This is a genomic window from Aliisedimentitalea sp. MJ-SS2 (assembly GCF_032586155.1).
Lineage (GTDB): Bacteria > Pseudomonadota > Alphaproteobacteria > Rhodobacterales > Rhodobacteraceae > JAWHTC01.
This window is the reverse complement of the sequence record NZ_JAWHTC010000005.1, coordinates 442,172-461,097: the sequence shown is the minus strand read 5'-3', so window position 1 is coordinate 461,097 and position 18,926 is coordinate 442,172. Positions and strand designations below refer to the sequence as shown.

23 protein-coding genes and 2 pseudogenes are annotated in these 18,926 nt (G+C 56.9%); 7 read left to right on the top strand and 18 right to left on the bottom strand.

Going from position 1 to position 18,926, the window contains the following annotated elements; all coding sequences use genetic code 11:
- Positions 1 to 7 precede the first annotated feature (7 nt).
- The 13 genes from hypB to RXV86_RS19845 all read right to left on the bottom strand — a co-directional run bounded on the left by hypB (position 8) and on the right by RXV86_RS19845 (position 9,950).
- A complete protein-coding gene (gene hypB, locus RXV86_RS19905) occupies positions 8 to 868 on the bottom strand; it encodes a hydrogenase nickel incorporation protein HypB (protein ID WP_316302273.1) in 861 nt (286 codons plus the stop codon).
- Positions 868 to 1,209, bottom strand: coding sequence for a hydrogenase maturation nickel metallochaperone HypA (gene hypA, locus RXV86_RS19900; protein ID WP_316302272.1), 342 nt, complete (start codon positions 1,207 to 1,209; stop codon positions 868 to 870). The genes hypB and hypA overlap by 1 nt, the downstream gene beginning before the upstream one ends.
- Positions 1,209 to 2,261, bottom strand: a complete 1,053-nt coding sequence (locus RXV86_RS19895; protein ID WP_316302271.1) for a nickel-dependent hydrogenase large subunit — start codon at positions 2,259 to 2,261, stop codon at positions 1,209 to 1,211. Before RXV86_RS19895 ends, hypA begins: the two co-directional genes overlap by 1 nt.
- Positions 2,258 to 2,857, bottom strand: a complete 600-nt coding sequence (gene hybE, locus RXV86_RS19890; protein ID WP_316302270.1) for a [NiFe]-hydrogenase assembly chaperone HybE — start codon at positions 2,855 to 2,857, stop codon at positions 2,258 to 2,260. The genes RXV86_RS19895 and hybE overlap by 4 nt, the downstream gene beginning before the upstream one ends.
- The gene (locus RXV86_RS19885; protein WP_316302269.1) at positions 2,857 to 3,090 is read right to left on the bottom strand and encodes a rubredoxin; all 234 of its coding nucleotides are present in this window, start codon (positions 3,088 to 3,090) and stop codon (positions 2,857 to 2,859) included. The genes hybE and RXV86_RS19885 overlap by 1 nt, the downstream gene beginning before the upstream one ends.
- Positions 3,083 to 3,940: a hydrogenase expression/formation C-terminal domain-containing protein gene (locus tag RXV86_RS19880; RefSeq protein WP_316302268.1), complete on the bottom strand. Its 858-nt coding sequence runs from the start codon at positions 3,938 to 3,940 to the stop codon at positions 3,083 to 3,085. The genes RXV86_RS19885 and RXV86_RS19880 overlap by 8 nt, the downstream gene beginning before the upstream one ends.
- A gap of 14 nt (positions 3,941 to 3,954) precedes the next feature.
- Positions 3,955 to 4,389: a hydrogenase accessory protein gene (locus tag RXV86_RS19875; protein ID WP_316302267.1), complete on the bottom strand. Its 435-nt coding sequence runs from the start codon at positions 4,387 to 4,389 to the stop codon at positions 3,955 to 3,957.
- Positions 4,389 to 4,685, bottom strand: coding sequence for a HypC/HybG/HupF family hydrogenase formation chaperone (locus RXV86_RS19870; RefSeq protein WP_316302266.1), 297 nt, complete (start codon positions 4,683 to 4,685; stop codon positions 4,389 to 4,391). Before RXV86_RS19870 ends, RXV86_RS19875 begins: the two co-directional genes overlap by 1 nt.
- Positions 4,685 to 5,377: a HyaD/HybD family hydrogenase maturation endopeptidase gene (locus RXV86_RS19865; RefSeq protein ID WP_316302265.1), complete on the bottom strand. Its 693-nt coding sequence runs from the start codon at positions 5,375 to 5,377 to the stop codon at positions 4,685 to 4,687. Before RXV86_RS19865 ends, RXV86_RS19870 begins: the two co-directional genes overlap by 1 nt.
- A gap of 317 nt (positions 5,378 to 5,694) precedes the next feature.
- Entirely contained in the window at positions 5,695 to 6,396 is a 702-nt protein-coding gene (cybH, locus tag RXV86_RS19860; protein ID WP_316302264.1) for a Ni/Fe-hydrogenase, b-type cytochrome subunit, read from the bottom strand.
- Positions 6,397 to 6,407: 11 nt separating this feature from the next.
- On the bottom strand, positions 6,408 to 8,207 hold the full coding sequence (locus tag RXV86_RS19855; RefSeq protein ID WP_316302263.1) for a nickel-dependent hydrogenase large subunit: 1,800 nt from the start codon (positions 8,205 to 8,207) through the stop codon (positions 6,408 to 6,410).
- Positions 8,207 to 9,283, bottom strand: coding sequence for a hydrogenase small subunit (locus RXV86_RS19850; RefSeq protein WP_316302262.1), 1,077 nt, complete (start codon positions 9,281 to 9,283; stop codon positions 8,207 to 8,209). The genes RXV86_RS19855 and RXV86_RS19850 overlap by 1 nt, the downstream gene beginning before the upstream one ends.
- Positions 9,284 to 9,785: 502 nt before the next feature.
- Positions 9,786 to 9,950 (bottom strand): hypothetical protein, encoded by a 165-nt coding sequence (locus RXV86_RS19845; RefSeq protein ID WP_316302261.1) that lies wholly within the window; start codon positions 9,948 to 9,950, stop codon positions 9,786 to 9,788.
- 72 nt (positions 9,951 to 10,022) lie between these two features.
- On the opposite strand from RXV86_RS19845, the gene RXV86_RS19840 reads away from it, so the two are divergent.
- A complete protein-coding gene (locus RXV86_RS19840) occupies positions 10,023 to 10,211 on the top strand; it encodes a hypothetical protein (protein ID WP_316302306.1) in 189 nt (62 codons plus the stop codon).
- 114 nt (positions 10,212 to 10,325) lie between these two features.
- Here RXV86_RS19840 and RXV86_RS19835 read toward each other — a convergent pair.
- Both RXV86_RS19835 and RXV86_RS19830 read right to left on the bottom strand, forming a co-directional pair.
- Positions 10,326 to 10,778: pseudogene (locus tag RXV86_RS19835) on the bottom strand (IS5 family transposase); the annotation flags it as partial.
- A 111-nt stretch (positions 10,779 to 10,889) separates the two neighbouring features.
- Positions 10,890 to 11,771 (bottom strand): LysR family transcriptional regulator, encoded by an 882-nt coding sequence (locus tag RXV86_RS19830; protein ID WP_316302260.1) that lies wholly within the window; start codon positions 11,769 to 11,771, stop codon positions 10,890 to 10,892.
- Positions 11,772 to 11,888: 117 nt separating this feature from the next.
- Here RXV86_RS19830 and RXV86_RS19825 point away from each other — a divergent pair, with 117 nt between their 5' ends.
- The 5 genes from RXV86_RS19825 to RXV86_RS19805 all read left to right on the top strand — a co-directional run bounded on the left by RXV86_RS19825 (position 11,889) and on the right by RXV86_RS19805 (position 16,131).
- Positions 11,889 to 12,848, top strand: coding sequence for an MBL fold metallo-hydrolase (locus RXV86_RS19825; RefSeq protein ID WP_316302259.1), 960 nt, complete (start codon positions 11,889 to 11,891; stop codon positions 12,846 to 12,848).
- 73 nt (positions 12,849 to 12,921) lie between these two features.
- Positions 12,922 to 13,185, top strand: coding sequence for a DUF2798 domain-containing protein (locus RXV86_RS19820; protein ID WP_316302258.1), 264 nt, complete (start codon positions 12,922 to 12,924; stop codon positions 13,183 to 13,185).
- Positions 13,186 to 13,266: 81 nt separating this feature from the next.
- Entirely contained in the window at positions 13,267 to 14,262 is a 996-nt protein-coding gene (locus tag RXV86_RS19815; protein WP_316302257.1) for a glutathione S-transferase family protein, read from the top strand.
- Positions 14,259 to 15,788, top strand: coding sequence for a glutamate synthase-related protein (locus RXV86_RS19810; protein WP_316302256.1), 1,530 nt, complete (start codon positions 14,259 to 14,261; stop codon positions 15,786 to 15,788). Before RXV86_RS19815 ends, RXV86_RS19810 begins: the two co-directional genes overlap by 4 nt.
- Positions 15,789 to 15,798: 10 nt before the next feature.
- Positions 15,799 to 16,131: a hypothetical protein gene (locus RXV86_RS19805; RefSeq protein WP_316302255.1), complete on the top strand. Its 333-nt coding sequence runs from the start codon at positions 15,799 to 15,801 to the stop codon at positions 16,129 to 16,131.
- Positions 16,132 to 16,329: 198 nt separating this feature from the next.
- Here RXV86_RS19805 and RXV86_RS19800 read toward each other — a convergent pair.
- Positions 16,330 to 16,452: pseudogene (locus RXV86_RS19800) on the bottom strand (IS3 family transposase); the annotation flags it as partial.
- Between the two features lie 90 nt (positions 16,453 to 16,542).
- Between RXV86_RS19800 and RXV86_RS19795 the strand changes: the two are divergent.
- Positions 16,543 to 16,725 carry a hypothetical protein gene (locus tag RXV86_RS19795; protein WP_316302254.1) on the top strand — a complete coding sequence of 61 codons (183 nt, stop codon included), beginning with the start codon at positions 16,543 to 16,545 and terminating at the stop codon, positions 16,723 to 16,725.
- Here the strand turns inward: RXV86_RS19795 and RXV86_RS19790 are convergent.
- Positions 16,722 to 18,074, bottom strand: a complete 1,353-nt coding sequence (locus tag RXV86_RS19790) for an aminotransferase class III-fold pyridoxal phosphate-dependent enzyme (protein WP_316302253.1) — start codon at positions 18,072 to 18,074, stop codon at positions 16,722 to 16,724. The genes RXV86_RS19795 and RXV86_RS19790 overlap by 4 nt on opposite strands.
- 19 nt (positions 18,075 to 18,093) lie before the next feature.
- Positions 18,094 to 18,864: an IclR family transcriptional regulator gene (locus RXV86_RS19785; RefSeq protein ID WP_316302252.1), complete on the bottom strand. Its 771-nt coding sequence runs from the start codon at positions 18,862 to 18,864 to the stop codon at positions 18,094 to 18,096.
- Between the last annotated feature and the right edge of the window lie 62 nt (positions 18,865 to 18,926).

Sequence of the window (18,926 nt, the reverse complement as noted above, 5' to 3'; positions counted from 1 at the left end):
TACTCCTTCACGCGGTTTCGGTCTGACGACGGCCAAGGTGCGCCATCTCCCGCGCGGCCCGGATCCAGCCTAGCCAATCTTGCATGCCCTCACCGGATTTTGCCGACACCAGAAGCGTTTTGATCCGGGGGTTCACCCGGCGGGCATAGTCCAGACATTTTTCGACATCGAAATCGAGATGTGGCAACAGATCGGTCTTGGTCAGCAGCATCACATCAGAGGCGTGGAACATGTCCGGGTATTTGATCGGTTTGTCCTCGCCCTCGGTCACGGACAGGATCACCACCTTGTGCGCCTCGCCCAGATCGAACCCGGCAGGGCACACCAGATTGCCAACGTTTTCGATGAACAGAACACTATCGTCGGGCATCGCTAGATGTTCCAGCGCATGCCCGACCATATGCCCGTCCAGATGGCAGCCTTTTCCGGTATTGACCTGTATCGCCGGTGCGCCGGTTTTGCGGATACGCTCGGCGTCATGGGCGGTTTGCTGATCGCCTTCGATCACCCCCATGTCCAATTCGCCGCTAAGGGCTTTTATGGTTTCGGTCAGCAGTGTTGTCTTGCCTGATCCCGGGCTGGAAACGAGGTTGAGCGCCAGTATGCCATGTTCATCGAAATGCCGCCGGTTGGCATTGGCGTATTCGTTGTTCTTGGCAAGGATGTCCGTTTCGATCTGAACCATGCGTGCCTGCGAAAGCCCGGGCGCATGGGCGTGTGCAGCCCCATGGCCATAGTGGTGCGTGCCATCGTCGGCATGGTCATGATGGTGGTGATGATCTCCATGCGTGTGGGAGTGATCATGGCTTTGGGGCTTGCCGCCCTCAACCGTCACTTGCCCCTCGGCACATCCGCATACCGTGCACATCAGTCCACCTCCATTTCCTTGATCCGCAGCTCATCGCCGCCCGTTATTTGTATCTGATAGCTGCCGCAATCCGCGCAGGCATCATATCTTTCACGCACTGTAATCGCTTTGGCGCAGGGCATGCACCAGCCGGACACCGGCAATTCGATCACATCCAGCGTCGCCCCTTCTGCAATGCTGCCACGGGTTACGACATCAAAGCTGAACTTCAAAGCTTCAAGCTCAACTCCGGCCAGCGCACCAACTTCCAAACGCACCATGTTCACCTTGTCAAAGGACTGAACCATAGCCTGCTCTTCGATAACTGAAACGATGCTTTCACAGATCGACATTTCATGCATCAAACAGCCCTCACCTCAAACGCGACACAAGGGTCGATAGCTTCGATCAATGCGCTGGCACGTGCCGACAAATCGGGTTCTGCTGGCAAAGTTCTCAATGCCTGCACCGCCACGCCTTGCGGGTGAAAATTCCATTCCGTTGGCGCCAGAATACGATAGTCGGCAATCACGCCGCTTTCCTGCCTGACGGCATGTATCAGCCGTCCCCGTGCGGTTTCGACAATACCCAGGCCATCCCCCCCCGAAACCAGACAGTCACCGTTTTTCATCCGCTCCGGGATCTGCGCCAGTTCGACCAAACGCGCCACCATCCGGGCCAGCAACCCTGTGCCATGCGTCTCAACCAGTGCCACCACCAAGGGGTGACGGCTCTGGCGCTCCAGTGTGCCGGTTTCATAAGGTTGTCCTTGCCAGTCTGGGCGAATTGAAAACTCGGGGTTGTTGAACCGCTCAAACAGCAAATCCTCTGGCAGATAAGGCAGATAGTTGGGCTGAGAGGCGCCAAGGGCCTCCCATCCCTTCGCAATGATCCCCGACAGGTGATCTTTGACCGGCGTCGGCGGGCCGGATAGCCAGCCGCAAAAAGACTCGATGTCCTCCAGATCCAAAAATTGTGCTGGACCCAGCGCCAAAACATCGGCCGCCAGAAAGTTTGCGAGATTGTCCGCCTGATCCTGCTCCGCCTTGCTGCCCCCGAGGGCCGTTTTCATTCCACTTACCAGCGACATGATTGATGGCCCGGCCAAAGCGGGTGGATCACCCTTGGCGCGCCAGCAGGTAAGAATGCGCAGCAAATGCTCGCGGGCGTTCTCGCTCAGCACCATCAGGGAATCTGAACGCATCTCCATTTCCGCCAGCGGGCCAAACATCGCCCGCCGTGCCGCCGCAACGTGGGCGTGGCCACAAAGAGAAAACAACCGAGGTAACAGATCCAAAACATCGCCCGGGCCACGCCCTACCAGCATGCGCGCAACATCTACGCCGCGGTTCGAGTTGAGCCGCACATCGCCATTCTGCCCCATTTCGATGATGATCCGGCCCTCTGCAATCATGGCTGACCCTCTGCCACGCGGCGCGACGAAGCACCGCGAAACAGGTCGCGGCGGCTAATTTCTGACGGGGTCACATGACGTGGTGGCTCAGTCTCGGCGTCCGGCGTCCGGATGTCTTCCGGCACCGGCAGCTTACCCGCCCAGAGGTTGCGCATTTCCGCGTCATTATCTCCGTCTTCATCCTCATCAGATGCCGCCAGAACCTGGGTTAGCGCCGCTTGGGCTGTTTCCACTGCGGCCTCTTGATCGGAAAATTCAAACACTGGGGAAAACAACGAACAGGACAACGAATACCCCAACACGTCTTCGTGGCCGACAATGAACTCTACCTGTCCAGCGGGAAATTGGATTCGCCGTTTGTCGCCGACACTGGGCTGTGATTGTGCAAAGGTTTCAGCATCTTTTGGCAGCAGAACGAAGTTCATGAACCACGGCGTCAGCAGCACCCCAAAGTGATAGTCCTGCCACGGCTCAAACCCTATTGCCGCCACCGAAAGGGCGGGGTTCAGGATGGGCACACCCTTCATGCGTGTCACTTCGATCTCGCCATACAGCGTTTCAAGCCGGTCTCTTAATATGGCACCCCGATCCTTCATCAGCCACTCACCACCATGAAATCCTGTCGCCGACCATCGCAATTGGGGCACGACCAGTGATCGGGCAGTTTAGCAAACGGTGTGCCCGGCGGGATTTGCCAATAGTCATCTCCTTCGGCCGGATCATACTGCCACCAACATATCTTGCACTCCAGCACCGCGCCATCCTCAAGCTTGGACGTGTCACCGCCAAACGAGCCGCCGGAAAAGCCAGAGATGCCGACTTCAGTCATTATAGATCGCCATGATTTCCATCAGCCGTTCAGCACTGTCGTCAATGTCTTCCTGAGCCGCACACACCACCTCGGGGACTTCGGTAATTTCGATCGAATTGAGGATGATCGCGTCCTGTGCGTTGTAATACTGAACCCACCAGACATTGTTGGTGGCAGTCGAAGACACCCGGCAATTGCCATAGCCACGCGACAGAATGATCGTGCCCCCCACGCCGAGCTTGTCGGCCAGATAGGCCAGATCTTCTTCGGTATGGGGCAGCAGCGACAGGTTGATCGAATGGGTCAGGTCGCCGGCCTTGCGCGTGCTGACCTTGTCGGCAATCTCGGACAGGAGCGCCGGCGCATTGAACACTGCAGGCGGCAATGGGTCTTCGGCCTGCGCCGCTTCGGAACAGGCCGTGGCAAAAACCTGATCTTGCACCGCATCCGGCCATGCCGCGACCTCGATCGTGTCGCGCAAAACACCACCCTGATCATCAAAATGCAGCACCCGCCAGACACCTGCAAAAACCGCTTCCTGCACCTGAATGGACGGGCCCGCGACCATGGACACTTCACCCTCTCCGAGGATTTGGTTGACCAGACCCAGGTCCTCGGGTGCCAGATCGCCTAATTCCAATACAGCCGCGGGTGCGCCAATCCGGTATTCTTTCAAGGCCGCGGCCAGCTCGTTCAGGCGGGCTTTGCCAGCTTCCATGCCAACCGTATCTTCAGGCTCGGGCGCGATGGGCAGATCGAACGTCGCCATCTCGCGCGGCATTTCCATATAGTCGAGCGTCTGACCGTCGCCTTCGGAGGGTTGGGTTCCGGGGCCAACTGCGCCGGGAATAACGAATTCAGTGGACATGTTCAGGGTCCTTCTCAGTTGGAGCGGCTTGGCGCGACCGGGGCGCAGCCTTCTGGAAATTCAAATCGCGGTGGTTGGGTCGTCTCGAGTGCGAGGATTTGGTTGATTTCGGTGACATAGTCAGCCCAATCCAGAACTTTCTGGATCACGCCAAGGTATTCCCCGTCACGCAGAAAAATCAGGGCGGGAAACCTGTTGAAGCGATACCGGGATTGGATCTCGCGCTCGCTCGCTCTTCCCAGAACGGCGGCTTTCAGATGCCCGCCCGACGCTTTGACAATCTCGGGCAAGATGACCGCCACATCGTTTACTTCAACGTGACGATGCCAATCGCCACCGACAAACAAAACCACATCACCGTTTTCTTCGGCAAATTCATCAAGCGTTGCGGCGCAGACCACAGGCAGGCTCTCACGCTCGATAATACTCTCCATCAAGGGGGAAAACATCAGGTCGGTTCCTTTCGGTTGGCGGCAGAGTTTTCGATGATGTCGGCAAAAAGGTGATCGATGTCCGCCGGGCCACCGGCCATCACCGCGTCCAATGCGCTCAGCGCATCGGTGATCTTTTGCGCTTCTTGCGCGTCAATCACTTCACGCGCGGCATCGATGAACACCAAAAGCCATGTGCCGGGAGGCTGGTCGCCGACCAGCATGGTGTCGATCCGGCGAACGCCGCCTTGATAATTGCATAACGCATATCCTGCACCGCTCTCGGCGACCTGCATCGGCAGCCCCATACACATCAGCTTTGATCCCCGTGCTCGGAGGCCAGCAAGGCTTCCATCTCGCCGTCAAAATCACCCGGCGCGGTCCAGTTCTGATCGTACAGCAGACGTTCGTCACCACTGCGACAGGCCGCTTCCTCGGAAGGGCGCTCGTTTTCATAGTGCTCGGCAGTCATGATCGGGCAGGCAATGGTGCTCTCTTGCGGGAGGGGCTTTTCGCGCTTTTCCGGCGTGATGCCAAAACCGGCGAGATAGTCCAAAGCCATGTCAATCGCCGGATCAACCTGCGCTTTGGTTTCCGGGCGCAGACTGCCTCCGAAATCTTCCAGTTCGACCGGCTGCACCCCGATCAGCAACAGATGCTCCGGCGCATCGTCCATCATTTCTGCCATGGCCAGCACCTCCTGAAAACCGGTCTGGTGCAGGCTGACCTTCTTGGCGCCCATGAATTTCGGAACTTCCTCGCCCTCGACACGTTTCATCGTGCCCGGTGGCAGGCCGTAGTCGACCGCGTCAAAAACAATCAGAATGTCAGCATCGCGCACGTGCTGGACAAGATAAATGCCCTGCGTGCCGCCATCCAGCAACGTGACGTTGTCGGGGCAATTGTACTGGCGGTGAAATTCCTCAACCGCGCGAACACCGAACCCCTCATCCGCCCAAAGCAGGTTGCCGATCCCAAGGATCAGGACATTTGGTTGCGCCGGCATGGCATCCCCCCGTACTTGCCTGGCAAGCCTGTGGGCATATGCACCACGCGACCCCATCTCGGCTTGGTCTCCCTCTTGCCAAATGAAGGGCAGATTCATGTAAAAATCTCCCGACCTCAAAGGCACTCTCAACAAAACTTATCGATTCACAAAAATACTGGAAAGTTGTTTTCCACTAACTATTACCTGCAAATTACTCCGGTTTTGGAAACATTCTTTGCAGCCTTCTTCATATTTTGGAAGGTTTTATTCCGAAAAGAAGAACGCCACGCTTACGCGCGGCGCTCCCATTTTCTTTGTCTCGCGGCCGTCGATTTTCAATCGTCGGCTGGACGATCATCCTTGAACATGCGCCACCCGGAAATCATCGACGAAATGATCGATTGGCGTGACATGATGTCTTCGCGTACCGCCACGTAAATGTGGGTGATCACAAAGCAGACGAGCACCCACATGCCCAGATGGTGCCAGGTGTGAACATCCTGGCTTTGCCCAAACAGCGGGATAATCCAGGTCGTGAACCAGCTGTGCTGCCATGTCCCCGGCCCAGTGCCTTCACCATAGAGCGCGAGCCCGGTGACGATCATGAACACCGTGCCCCATACATACATGATATGCATCGTCAGCACCGCCAGCGGGTTGTGGCCAAGATATTTCTTGGGCTCGCGGGTCATCATCGCGTACCACTTGATCTCGTGCCAAACCTCGGCCCACCATGATTTGCGCCAGACAGAGGGCACGAAAATCTGGCGGGCGTGGACGTTTCCGACAAAGGCCCAGTAAATCCTAAACACGAAGCCGATGATCACCAGATACGCCGCAACGAAATGGATCCAGCGGATATAGCCCATAACATAGTGGTCATAGGCCTCCCCCCCAACCGACGGCAGGGGCGAGCCGATGAAATATCCGGTCAAACCCAGTGCCAACAGGGCGAAGGCCTGAACCCAATGCCAAATCCGGATCGGCGCCTGATAGATATAGACTGCCTCTTCCTTGTGTTTTTCAACAACGCTCATCAGCCACCTCCTCAGCGAACTTTAACGTCGGCCAGTTCTTCGCCGTCTTCCGACATCACGTGCGTCGAACACGCCAGACAGGGATCGAAACTGTGCAACGTGCGCAGGATTTCCACCGGTTCTTCGGGCACTTCCATTTTGGTGTTCATCAGCGACGCTTCAAAGGCACCGATATTGCCTTCGTTGTCACGCGGCGAACCATTCCATGTGGTCGGAACCACACATTGATAGTTCTCAATCTTGGTATCCTTGATCTTGATCCAATGGCCCAAAGCGCCCCGCGGTGCCTCGGTAAAGCCAACGCCCTTGACCTCGGAAGGCCAGGTTGACGGGTCGAAGCTGGTGCTGTTGGCGGTTGAACTGTCGCCGTTCTTAATATTGGCGATGAGCTTGTCGAGGAAATAGAGCTGCTGCTCGGCCGCCCATTCAGCCTCAAGTGCGCGCGCTGCCGTGCGACCAAGCGTCGAGAACAGGGCATCCACCGGCACATCCAAGGCGCTCAAGACACCCTTGATCTGATCGGTGATCTGCTCGTGGCCCTGCGCGTATCCGATGATATAACGGGCCAAGGGCCCCACTTCCATGGCGTGGCCCTTCCAGCGCGGCGCTTTGATCCAGGAGTATTTGCCGGCCTCATCGATCTGCTTGATGTGGGTCTTGGTCCCAACGAGGTTCGGGCCAAGCTTGTAATTGGCTTCGGTGACACCATCCCATGGGTGCAGACCAACCGCTTCGTCTGCGTATTTGTACCACGAGTGCGGCACAAATTCCTGAATCTCGTTCGGGTCCCGAAGATCCACCGGATGGACCTCTTCAAGCTTGCCATTGATGATCGCTCCGCGCGGCATCAACAGGTTGCCGGCAGAGTAGTCATTTGCCCGATCCGGGATGTCGCCGTAGCTTAGAACATTCTGGCTCGACAAGCCGCCGCCATAGAGCCAGCCCTTGTAAAACTGCCCAACCGCCAAAACATCCGGAATGTAGACGTTTTTGACAAATGCTATGGCTCGTTCGGTGATTGAGCGGACATAGTTCAGGCGCTCCATGTTGATCGGCGCGCCAGCGGCCATGTCGCCATCCATGTTGATCGCACAGGGAACGCCACCCACCAGCCAGTTCGGGTGGGTGTCCTTGCCACCGAAAATGGTCCGCACGGTCATGATTTCCTTCTGGAAATCAAGCGCTTCCAGGTAATGCGTTACCGCCATCAAATCCGCCTCAGGCGGCAGCAAATAGGCCGGGTTTGTCCAGTAGCCATTCTTGAACGGACCGAGCTGGCCACTTTCGACAAACTTACGAATCCGGGTTTGCACATCGCGGAAATAGCCGGGTGAGGATTTCGGATGATGCGGTGAAACCTTTTGTTGCAACTCCGATGTTGCCTTCGGGTCGGCCTTCAGCGCATTCACCGGGTTCACCCAATCGAGCGCGTGCAGATGATAGAAATGAACCAAATGGTCATGCACCTGTAGCGAAAGCTGCATGATGTTACGAATCGAGTTGGCGTTTTCGGGGATATCGATATTGAGCGCGTCCTCGACAGCGCGCACCGATGTCAGCGCATGTGTCCCGGTGCAAACCCCGCAAATCCGCTGAACAAATGCCCAGGCGTCACGCGGATCGCGCCCCTTGAGGATCACCTCAAGCCCACGCCACATCGTCCCGGTTGAGACCGCGTTGCGGATGATGTTGTTCTCATCAACGTTGACCTCGCAACGCATGTGCCCCTCAATTCGAGTGACCGGATCGACGACAACGCGTTTGCCGCTGGTATCCAGCGAATAGCCGTTGGGTGTCTGTACAGTAGCCATTATGCGTCATCTCCCTTTTGAGCGATCCGTTTCACGACGCTCACACCTGCGTGGATTGCGACCGCGCCGCCAACAATGGCTGCTGCGGTGGTGCCGATTTCATCGGCGTTTGCTTCTATGCCAAAGCCCTTGACGTCGGTCAGGCGGTCATAGAAGCCGCCCTTGTCCCAGAAACCGTCCTCGGAACAACCGATACACGGATGCCCGGCCTGAATCGGGAACGATAGCCCGCCGTTCCAGCGCACGGTGGAACAGGCGTTGTATGTGGTCGGCCCCTTGCAGCCGACCTTGTAGAGGCAATAGCCCTTTTTGGCGCCCTCATCGTCGAACTCTTCAACGAACTGACCAGCGTCGAAATGCGGGCGGCGATAGCATTTGTCGTGGATACGCTGCGAATAGAACATTTTCGGCCGTCCCTGGTTGTCCAGACTCGGCATCTTCTCGAACGTCAACATGTAGGTAATGACTGCGGTCATTACTTCGGAAATCGGTGGGCAACCCGGTACCTTAATGATCGGTTTGTCAGGCATGTTTGGCACTTTGTGCGTCGGGGTTGCCCGTGTCGGGTTTGGTCTCGCGGCCTGAACACATCCCCATGATGCACAGGATCCCCAACTGATGATCGCCTTGGCGTGCTTCGCGGCATGGCGCAGTTGCTCAACAAACGGCTTGCCACCGATGATACAATACATGCCGTCTTCATCCAGCGGTGCATTGCCTTCTACTGCAAGAATGAAGTTGCCATCGTATTTCTGGATGGTCTCTTCGATGATCGCCTCGGCCTGATCGCCTGCGGCCGCCATGATTGTGTCATCATAATCAAGACTGATCATCGACAGGATGACATCCTTGGCAAGCGGGTGGGCCGAACGAATGAAACTCTCCGAACAACAGGTACATTCCAACCCGTGTAGCCAGAGCACGGGAATGCGCGGCTTGGTCTCCATCGCCTCGGCGATCTGCGGCGCAAATGCCGGGCTGAGACCCAGAGCCCCAGCCGCCAAACTGCAATACTTGAGGAAACTGCGGCGAGTAATCCCCTGCCTGCGCATCACTTCATAAAAAGTCTCGTGCATGTTTTGTGGCTCCCATGTTCGTTTCTGCGGCCACCGTTCGCAAATCAGTGGCGTCGCCACCAAGCAGACACCCAAAGCCAACCCAATACGATTGAAATACCAAGAAACCGGCACGCCTCTATTAAAGATTATCTTTTTCAATAGGTTAATAAATTTTTCGATTGATTAGAGAGCCGAAATCTCCAGAAAATACGAGCTTCTACTGGAAGAACTCCTTCCAGAAAAAATGTTGAATTGAAAACTGTCGAACTAACGACGCAATCAAACCCGACGATGCCTGAGCGTCGCGTTCACTCGGAGATGCCTTGCCAACCTACCCTCAAGCGCGACGTCAGAAACCCATCTTTTCCAGACGCATTTTCGCTTGCGTGCATACTGTACATTGACGGCCACAAACGTAAAAACCGCACTGCGCAGATTTCAAGCCGACATTTGGACGAAACCCAACTTCCGGCAGTTTGGGCTCGTTCCGGTCCTTTGCCGCCCATTGCGCCAAGGTGGGTTATTCCGACATTTCTGCCGTTGCTATACCTGCGCAATGCCTGATCCCGAAGAGAGCAGTATCGACAAGACCGCCGGTTAGTCGAAGCTTTGGCAAATAACCGAACGGAACTTGTTCGATCAAAATTGCAAAGACATAGCCCAATTTTTTTCCTGCTTGGCTCATCACTTATTGCCTCAACTACCTGTGCCTGCCAACAACGACAAGATTTCGTTCGTGAACTAGGAATTTTTCCATTTGCTGACAATACGGTTGGCGGTCGAGATAGGCATGTTCTTCCTGACCATCGCCAGGACGCAGTCTGAAGGTGAGTTGAAGCGCATCGCCTATGGTGCCTGCATCGAGTTGGGTCTTAGTCGCCCGATACCATGGCTGGAACCCGAAGTTTACGTGCACCACTACGCGAATATCGGTCGCGAGCGATAGCCGGATAGCCTCGCGCGCCCCTTCGATATCTAGACAAAAGGGTTTTTGGCAGATGATAAGCCTTGGGCTGGCGTTTAGTGCCAAACGGACAAAAGCCAAATGGGTCGGCAGCGCGACGCCCTTAATATCGTGCGCCTGTCCGGGCAGCAGCAGGAAGCGCACCAGATTGCCGAGCGATCGACGAGCGCCACGATCTTGATCGTCAACCCGCCGCGCGAGCGCCCGATGGCCTGGGTCTGAGTCTCCCTTTTGCGCCGCTCGCCTTCTGGTGAGCCGAGACCATGGTGCCGTCGATTAGAGCGTATCGAGGTCGGGATCATTGCTCATGGCGCTGAAGAAACTCTCGAACATACCCCTTTCGGCCCACCGCCGGAAATTTGTGTTCCAGTTTCCAAAGGAGGCCGGCAGGTCGCGCCAGTGTGAGTTGGTCTGAACCCGCCAGAACACCGTTTCCAGAAATAGGCGATTGTCCTTTGCCGTGGCTCCGGCATCACTGGCCTTCCCCGGCAAACGCGCCTCATTCCGCTGCCAAAACCGATCCGTTACCACAAAACGCTGCTCGTTCATTCAAACCTCCATTTTGGAAGTCTGGCTCAGAAGTCAACCGAATGCGAATCCCTATCGTCCACAGCCCCTAGTCCCGCGGTGCGCATTGGTGGACACGGAGATCCAAACTGATCATTTTCTGCCTTCCACTAGAAAGTCAATTAGAAGCCGTACGCGGTGAGGAAGGAAATGGGTCGCAGGATAAACCAAGTTCACTGGAAGCCGCTCCGGCTCCCATCCTAACAGGATACGCTGAAGATCGCCGGCCGCGATCGCATCAGACGCTAAAAAATCAGGCAGGCGCGCGACACCTTTTCCACGCATCGCTGCACAGAGCAGCATGTCGCCGTTGTTTGCGTTGAAAGTCGATTTCAACGCAACGGACTTTTCACCACCTTCCGGCAGAGTGAACGTCCATTTGAAGCGCTTTGATGCGCCGAATTGCAGGATGTTATGTGACTTGAGATCGTCGGGACGGGCAATCGGGGGTGTCGAGCCGAGGTAGTCGGGGCTGGCGCAAAAGACATGCTGGGTCTGGGCCAGTTTCCGGGCAATGATCGAGGAATCCTGAAGGTTCGATATGCGAACTGCCAGGTCGAAATGCTCGCCGATGATATCGACAAACCGGTCATTGAAATCGACGAAAAGCCCGATGTTCGGGTGTTTGTCCATAAAACCCATCAAGCGGGGCGCCAAAACGCTGGTGCCATAGTGCAGCGGTGCTGACAGTCTTATCTCGCCGCTTGCTTCGACCTCTTCATTGGCAATCTCGGCGTCCGCTTCTTCGATGGCCGCGATGATCTTTTGCGCATGTGCGAAATAGGCCCGTCCCGCCGCGGTTAGCGCCCATTGACGAGTGGTGCGAACGATCAGTTCCGTTTGCAACCGCTCTTCCAAAAGCCGGAGTTTGCGGCTCATCGCGGATTTGGCGATGCCGGACTGATCGGCCGCCTTACCAATGCTCTCGTTCTCAACGATCTGCACAAAGGCGCGGAGGTCTTCTAGCTGTCCCATGGTGATCTGAATTTTAGAACAGTCATTTCAAAACTCAATATCTATTCGATTTTTTTGAACCCGGTATATTTCTGGCATCACCGGTCTAGGCCGCACACGTCACCGAAAGGAAACAACATGCGCATTTCATCTGCATCCGCACTCATCATCGCTGCGACCACCAGCGCCACCCTTGCAAACGAACCGGTCTGGGACGGCAACACGGTCGTTCTGGAATCACAGAAACTGGCCGATGGCGTTTTTGCCGTCGTACCGACCGGCGCCGCGGAAATGGCCGCAAATGGCTATCCGATTGCCACAACCGGCGGGTTCGTCATCGGGGACAATGCCGTTCTTGTCGTTGAATCCATGTTGAATCAACGCCTGAACGGTCAGCTTTTCGAGCTGATCGCCGCCGAGACAGACAAGCCCGTTCGCTATCTGGTCAATACCAGTTTTCATGGCGACCACTCTTACGGCAATCACTATGTGCCCGAGGAGGTCGACATCATTCAACACGCTGATACAGCGGCCTATATCCACAGCCACTTCGAAGCCGATACCGCCTTCATGATCCAGAATTTCGGCCAGGGCCGTGGCATTGAAGAAGTCGAGCCGGCCGACGCCGACATCCTGGTCAGTGATGGTGGGCAAATCAGCATCAATCTTGGTGGCGTGACGGTCGACATCCGCGATTTCGGCTATGCCCAAACCGGCGGAGACCTGTTCGTTTCGGTTCCCGAAGCTGACGTCCTGTGGACCGGCAACGCCGTCGTCGCGCAGGCACCCGCCTTGCCCTGGCTTCTGGATGGCCACCTGATCGAAACCCGTGACACGCTGCAGGCAGTTTTCAACAGCTTTGACAGCGACACCCGGGTTGTCCCGGGGCATGGTCCGGTCACCGACATGGGGGCGATCAAATGGAACATCGATTACCTCAACGCGGTTGAAACCGAAGTCAAGGCTGCCATTTCCGACGGTTTGAGCCTTGAAGAAACCGTGGGCCGCGTGAAGCTGGAGGAGTTTGCCGGCTATGCCCTGTTCGGTTGGGTTCATCCGGGCATGAACGTGCCGGCGGCCTACGCCGACCTGAACTGACGCACATGAGAATTCCGGGGCCGCAGCATTCGCGGCCCCCGATTTCCATCAGATAGAAAGTGCGGGGAATTTAATGATGAATTTGAACGAAACTGCGGCGCCGGGCTCGAAACAACTGTCGAGCGTTCGGCGCGTCAACTTTCTGACCGGTGTCCTGGTGGGCACCCTCATGGCTGTTGTCATGTCTGGTTTCATAACGGCGGTGAGCACTGGCATTGACGCCGCATTATTCACGCGCTGGCTGTCGGCTTTCGGTCCGGCATTGCTTGCTGCCGTGCCTTTGGCCCTATTCGTGTCACCCCGCGCGCGGCGCCTTGCAGAGCGTTTGGTTCGCTAAAGGAACACACCGGCGGAACACATCGTGTTAACATCCACGGGTTTTCGGCTGCGGCATACATCCAACAATCAAGGAGCATTCATGGGACTTCTGCAAAACGGAAAATGGGTCGACCGGTTTTATGACACCAGCAAGACCGGCGGCCGGTTTGTCCGCAAGGCCTCGGCCTTTCGCAACTGGGTCACCCCGGACGGTGCACCGGGGCCGACCGGCGACGGTGGTTTCAAGGCAGAGCCGGGGCGCTATCATCTGTACGTGTCCTATGCCTGTCCCTGGGCACATCGCACCCTGATCTTCCGCGCGTTGAAAGGGCTGGAGGAGATGATTTCAGTTTCGGTTGTGCATTGGCTTATGGCGGAGGATGGCTGGACCTTTAACGAAGGGGACGGCGTAATCGAGGACACGGTCAACCACACGCGTTTCATGCGAGAGATCTATGTGGCTGCGGATTCCGAGTATACGGGGCGCGTGACCGTGCCCGTCTTGTGGGATCGCAAAACCGGAACGATCGTTTCAAATGAATCCTCCGAGATCATTCGCATGTTCAATTCGGCCTTCGATGACGTGGGTGCCGCACCTGGAGATTTTTATCCGGAACATCTTCGCAACCAGATCGATACGCTGAACGACCGGATTTACAGCAACGTCAATAACGGGGTCTACAAGGCTGGTTTTGCCACGACCCAGGAGGCCTATGAGGATGCATTAAGTGCCCTGTTCGACACGCTTGAATGGCTCGAACTGCATCTGTCGACCAGCCGTTTTCTGACTGGTGACACGATCACAGAAGCCGATTGGCGGCTGTTCACTACTCTGGTGCGGTTCGATCCGGTGTATGTCGGACATTTCAAATGCAACCTGAAGCGGTTGATCGATTACCCCAACCTCTGGGCCTATGTCCGCGATCTTTATGCAATTCCGGGGATCGCCGAGACGGTAAACATGGATCACATCAAGCAGCATTACTATGCCAGCCACACCACCATAAACCCCACCGGGATTGTGCCGCTGGGCCCCGAGATTGACTTTACCCCACCCCGCCCCGGCGGTCGGTTGATTGAAAGGATTGCCTCATGACGGACACCCCCATCATTGCCGGCAAAGCGCCCAAAATGGTCGATCTAGAAGACGGAAAATCCTATTCCTGGTGCCGGTGCGGGCGCTCGGCCAACCAGCCATTTTGCGACGGATCACATCGCGGAACTGACATCACGCCGTTGCGCTTCACTGCCGAGAAAACCGGAAAGGCGGCTCTGTGCCAATGCAAGGCCAGCGCCAACGCGCCATTTTGTGACGGAAGCCATTCACGGTTGGGCGAACGAGCAGTCGGCGAGCCTGCCCCCGCGGCCCAATCCGATGGCGTGCCTGAGGCGGTTCCAACGCCGGAAGAGCCCACTGTTGCGCGAATTCACTCGCTGGCCCGCGATGGGCTGTCCAAGCTCGGCCATCATGGCGAGATGGGCGCAATGGGTGTGCCACGCAAGGACCTGCCGCAATGGGATGATATCCAAATCCTGCCGGCCCAGATGGCGCGCAAACCGTTGCTCGACGAGCACCCGGTTGCCACCGATGTGGTGATCGGCCCGCGGGCGAAAAAACCCCTGCTACTCGACATCCCACTGTTTGTGTCCGACATGAGTTTTGGCGCGCTGTCGGAAGAGGCCAAGGTGGCGCTGGCCCGCGGGGCTGAGTTGGCTGGTACCGGAATTTGTTCCGGTGAAGGCGGCATGCTGCCCGAGGAACAGGCGGAAAACAGTCGCTATTTCTATGAACTTGCTTCGGCCGGGTTCGGATGGCGGCCTGAGCTTGTCGAGAAGGTACAGGCTTTCCATTTCAAAGGAGGCCAGGGAGCCAAGACCGGCACTGGCGGCCATTTGCCCGGTGATAAGGTTCAGGGCAAGATCGCCGAGGTGCGCGGGTTGGTCCCGGGGAATGCGGCGATTTCACCCGCTACGTTTGTCGATCTGTGCACGCCTGCCGATTTCCGCAAGCTGGCGGACGAGGTGCGTGAGCGGTCCGGCGGCATCCCCATCGGGTTCAAGCTGTCGGCCAACCACATCGAAGACGATATCGACTTCGCTCTTGAGGCAAGCGCCGATTACATCATTCTTGACGGTCGCGGTGGTGGCACGGGAGCAGCTCCTTTGATCTTTCGCGACCACATCTCGGTTCCGACAATCCCAGCACTGGCCCGCGCCAGACGGCATCTGGACGTCAGGGTGGGCAATGAGGTGACGCTGGTCATCACTGGTGGGCTGCGCGTCGCCGAGGATTTTGCCAAAGCCATGGCGCTTGGCGCTGATGCCGTCGCCGTGTCCAACGCGGCGATGCAGGCCGTGGGCTGCATTGCAGCCCGTATGTGCAACTCAAATGACTGTCCTGTCGGCATTGCCACCCAAAAACCGGAGCTGCGCGCCCGGTTGGACGTTCAAAATGGCGCGGAACGGCTTGCGCGGTATTTCGGAGCAACGATCGAACTGATGCAGGTGCTTGCCCGGGCCTGCGGACATGCCAGCCTTTCTGAATTCGCCCACGATGACGTCACAACCTGGAAACGCGACATGGCCGATCTCAGCGGCGTGCGTTTTGCCGGGCTCAAGTAGGGGATCAGTAATGTGGAACCAACGTTACGCCGGAGAGGCCTATGCCTATGGGACCGAACCCAATGATTTCCTGCGTGAACGGGCCGTAACATTCGCGGTCGGTGACACGCTTTGTTTGGCGGAAGGTGAAGGCCGGCAAGCGATCTTCCTCGCCGGTCTTGGGCATCATGTATCAGCGTTGGATGCCGCCGAAACCGGTCACGAACAGGCCCACAGGGTTGGGACACGGTCGTTTCGATTTTCTGCCACCTGCCGCCGCGATTGCGCGCCCAAGTGCGCGGGCAAATCGCGGATGCTTTGCGACCGGGGGCAGTTTATCCTAGAGGCCTACACGCCACGATAACTGGAGTTCGGCACAGGCGGATCGCCGAATGTAGAAATGATGATGGACGCGGCATGTGATGTTCTGGGGTGACGCTTACCCACGGGCAAGCCCGTGCAATGCTCATGAAACCCCGAGGGGAGAATTTTTGCCTGCATCACCCAGTTCTCTCACTCGGTCGGTTCCCATCCCGGCATACTGCCTGCGCCAGCGGTATTAGGTCCGTTCGGTGGTGCGAACCTCACGGATCGCATCGATCCGCGACATTCCCAGCCCGACAAGAATCTCAACTTGTCGCAGCTTCGTGACAATTTCCTCTGGCTTGTGTCTCTTTCTAATCATTCGGATCCTCCGTTTTCCGAAATATACTAACGGACCACTTCTGTCCGGGAGGATCGTCGGCTCTGCCTCAAAATTACAGGCCGACCTATGGTGCGTGATGCAGACCCGGACTGCCGCCTAGGCCGCCCGCATCGTGAGCGCAGCCTCGACCAGATCCTGCAAATCGAAACCTTGGCACTGAAGACCGCGTCCTGGTTGGAGGTTTTCCTGTCGGGTGCATTTCGCACAATGGGACAGATCGGCCAATATGCCGAACTGCCCGATCGTTTTTAGGCTGCAGAAAGACCGGCCTCCACCGCATTCAAGATGACCCGCACATCATCCGCGCTCAAAACCAGAGGTGGCGAAAGAATGATGTTCGGCCCGGAAATGCGGATCATCGCCCCATTCTGATAGGCGGTATCCTGAATGATTTGGGTCAAGTCCTTGCCTACGGTTTTTTTCGTGGTTTGATCCGAAACCAGTTCTATCGCGCACATCAAACCGTGACCACCGCGCACATCACCGATCATGTCGAAGCTGTCTTTAAGCTCGCTCAAGCCGTCAAACAACTCCTTCCCACGCACCGCGGCGTTTTCGTTGACCTTCAGCCGCTTGGTCTCGGCCAGACAGGCCAGTGCGGCGGCTGCGCCAACCGGATGCCCCGAATAGGTATAGCCATGTCCTATTGTGGCTTTTCCGGTTTCATCACTTTCGAACACCTGCGCGACCTCTTCCGATAACATCATAGCCCCGAACGGGAAATAGCCATTAGTGATTGCTTTTGCGGTAGCCATCATGTCGGGCTGCACCCCCCAATGCCGGCTGCCGCTCCAACTTCCGGTTCGGCCAAAGGCGGTGATAACCTCGTCCGCAATCAGAAGGATGCCGTGGCGCGAACAGATCTCGCGCACACCGGGCATGAAGCTTTCATGCGGCGGGATCACGCCGCCAGCCCCCAATACGGGCTCCATGATAAAAGCGGCAATGGTGGACGGGTCCTGGAAGGCAATTTCATCTTCCAGTGCGGCCAGACAAAGCTGGGCAAGTTTCGCCGGATCGGTTTCGCCAAACGGATTGCGATAGGTATACGGCGCGGGGATCTGGTGGCAGCCGGGCAGCAAAGGTTCGTACTGGGTGCGGAAATTGGCATTACCGTTGACCGAAGCACCGCCGAAATGGGTGCCGTGATACCCCTTCTTGAGACTCAGAAACTTTGTACGACCGGGCTCACCCTTGACCTTGTGATACTGGCGGGCAAGGCGCAGGGCGGTTTCCACGCTATCCGACCCACCCGAGGTATAAAAAGCACGGGTCAGCCCGTCAGGGGCGAAGAAGTCGCGCAGTTCTTCGGACAGCTCGATCACAGCGTCGTTTGTTGTGCCGCGAAAGGTGGAGTAATAGGGTAGCTGATCAAGCTGCTCGGCAATCGCCTTTTTCACCGGATCACAAGAAAAGCCCAGATTGACGTTCCAAAGCCCGCCGACCCCGTCAACAACCTCATGTCCGTCCACATCCCTGATCCGAACCCCGCTGGCCCCGGTTACAATGGTCGGCGGGTTGGCGAGGCTGTCGGCAGGATGCGCCATCGGATGCCACATTGAGCGGGCATTCTTTTCTTTCAGGAAGTTGCTGTCCTTCATTTCTCAGGTCCTTTCGGGATCATTCTGTCGGATAGGTATCGGGCAACCTACCCCCGTTCATGTGGGTCAGTTGAATGGCTTGAGAGCGGACGAGAGCTGGAACCCGCTCTGCGGCATCAGGCGTAAACCGAGCAGCGGGCAAGGCGACGGAAATTGCACCGATGACCTGAGCGTCCGCATTGAAAATGGGAGCGCCCTGAGTGTGCACGTCGGTCTCAAACCCGCCTCTGTATTCAGCATAACCTACCTCGCGAATACCAGGGAGCAGGGCGCGAATCTGATCCGGTTCGGTCAAGGTCATAGGAGTGCGTGCAGGCAACTGACCGGAAAGAGCCCTATCGACTATTTCCGACGCAGACCAAGCCATCACCGCAAGCCCGGAACTGCTGGCATGAAGCGGCAAGAACTGGGCATCTTCCATCGTGACCTTTGTCCCGTGCGCGGCGCTGTAGGCATAGGCGATGACCTGTAACATGTCTCCGCTCAAGAGCGTGACATGAGCTGTTTCGCCAGTTTGATCTGACAATTCACGCACGACAGTCCGCGCCAAGTCACGTATCGGCACGGCTACTTCGCGCAATGACGCCAGCCGCAGAACAGCTGGTCCCAAGCGGTACTCGCGCGCGGCCCCGACCTGTTCTACAAATCCCTTCCGCTGCAGTTCGGTGAGCAAACGATAGGTGGTCGCCTTGTTGAGCCCAGCCAGTCGCGCCATGTCGCTCAACCCGATCAGCGGTTGTGCGTTGGAAAACTGCTCAAGCAATGACAATGCCTTGGCTACGGTTCCCACGTGGTGTTTCCCTTCTTGGCGCAACAACAGAAGTCAAAGGTGCAAGGGTTTCCTGCATAACC

What these genes read in the sequence shown, in the direction of transcription:
- RXV86_RS19845 (WP_316302261.1), bottom strand. Translation starts at nt 9,950, where the DNA reads ATGAGCCAAGCAGGAAAAAAATTGGGCTATGTCTTTGCAATTTTGATC.
- RXV86_RS19805 (WP_316302255.1), top strand. Translation starts at nt 15,799, where the DNA reads ATGTGGAACCAACGTTACGCCGGAGAGGCCTATGCCTATGGGACCGAA.
- cybH (WP_316302264.1), bottom strand. Translation starts at nt 6,396, where the DNA reads ATGAGCGTTGTTGAAAAACACAAGGAAGAGGCAGTCTATATCTATCAG.
- RXV86_RS19855 (WP_316302263.1), bottom strand. Translation starts at nt 8,207, where the DNA reads ATGGCTACTGTACAGACACCCAACGGCTATTCGCTGGATACCAGCGGC.
- RXV86_RS19850 (WP_316302262.1), bottom strand. Translation starts at nt 9,283, where the DNA reads ATGCACGAGACTTTTTATGAAGTGATGCGCAGGCAGGGGATTACTCGC.
- hypA (WP_316302272.1), bottom strand. Translation starts at nt 1,209, where the DNA reads ATGCATGAAATGTCGATCTGTGAAAGCATCGTTTCAGTTATCGAAGAG.
- RXV86_RS19895 (WP_316302271.1), bottom strand. Translation starts at nt 2,261, where the DNA reads ATGATTGCAGAGGGCCGGATCATCATCGAAATGGGGCAGAATGGCGAT.
- RXV86_RS19875 (WP_316302267.1), bottom strand. Translation starts at nt 4,389, where the DNA reads ATGTTTTCCCCCTTGATGGAGAGTATTATCGAGCGTGAGAGCCTGCCT.
- hypB (WP_316302273.1), bottom strand. Translation starts at nt 868, where the DNA reads ATGTGCACGGTATGCGGATGTGCCGAGGGGCAAGTGACGGTTGAGGGC.
- RXV86_RS19885 (WP_316302269.1), bottom strand. Translation starts at nt 3,090, where the DNA reads ATGACTGAAGTCGGCATCTCTGGCTTTTCCGGCGGCTCGTTTGGCGGT.
- RXV86_RS19870 (WP_316302266.1), bottom strand. Translation starts at nt 4,685, where the DNA reads ATGTGTATGGGGCTGCCGATGCAGGTCGCCGAGAGCGGTGCAGGATAT.
- RXV86_RS19790 (WP_316302253.1), bottom strand. Translation starts at nt 18,074, where the DNA reads ATGAAGGACAGCAACTTCCTGAAAGAAAAGAATGCCCGCTCAATGTGG.
- RXV86_RS19830 (WP_316302260.1), bottom strand. Translation starts at nt 11,771, where the DNA reads ATGGGACAGCTAGAAGACCTCCGCGCCTTTGTGCAGATCGTTGAGAAC.
- RXV86_RS19815 (WP_316302257.1), top strand. Translation starts at nt 13,267, where the DNA reads ATGGGACTTCTGCAAAACGGAAAATGGGTCGACCGGTTTTATGACACC.
- hybE (WP_316302270.1), bottom strand. Translation starts at nt 2,857, where the DNA reads ATGAAGGATCGGGGTGCCATATTAAGAGACCGGCTTGAAACGCTGTAT.
- RXV86_RS19825 (WP_316302259.1), top strand. Translation starts at nt 11,889, where the DNA reads ATGCGCATTTCATCTGCATCCGCACTCATCATCGCTGCGACCACCAGC.
- RXV86_RS19820 (WP_316302258.1), top strand. Translation starts at nt 12,922, where the DNA reads ATGATGAATTTGAACGAAACTGCGGCGCCGGGCTCGAAACAACTGTCG.
- RXV86_RS19880 (WP_316302268.1), bottom strand. Translation starts at nt 3,940, where the DNA reads ATGTCCACTGAATTCGTTATTCCCGGCGCAGTTGGCCCCGGAACCCAA.
- RXV86_RS19810 (WP_316302256.1), top strand. Translation starts at nt 14,259, where the DNA reads ATGACGGACACCCCCATCATTGCCGGCAAAGCGCCCAAAATGGTCGAT.
- RXV86_RS19865 (WP_316302265.1), bottom strand. Translation starts at nt 5,377, where the DNA reads ATGCCGGCGCAACCAAATGTCCTGATCCTTGGGATCGGCAACCTGCTT.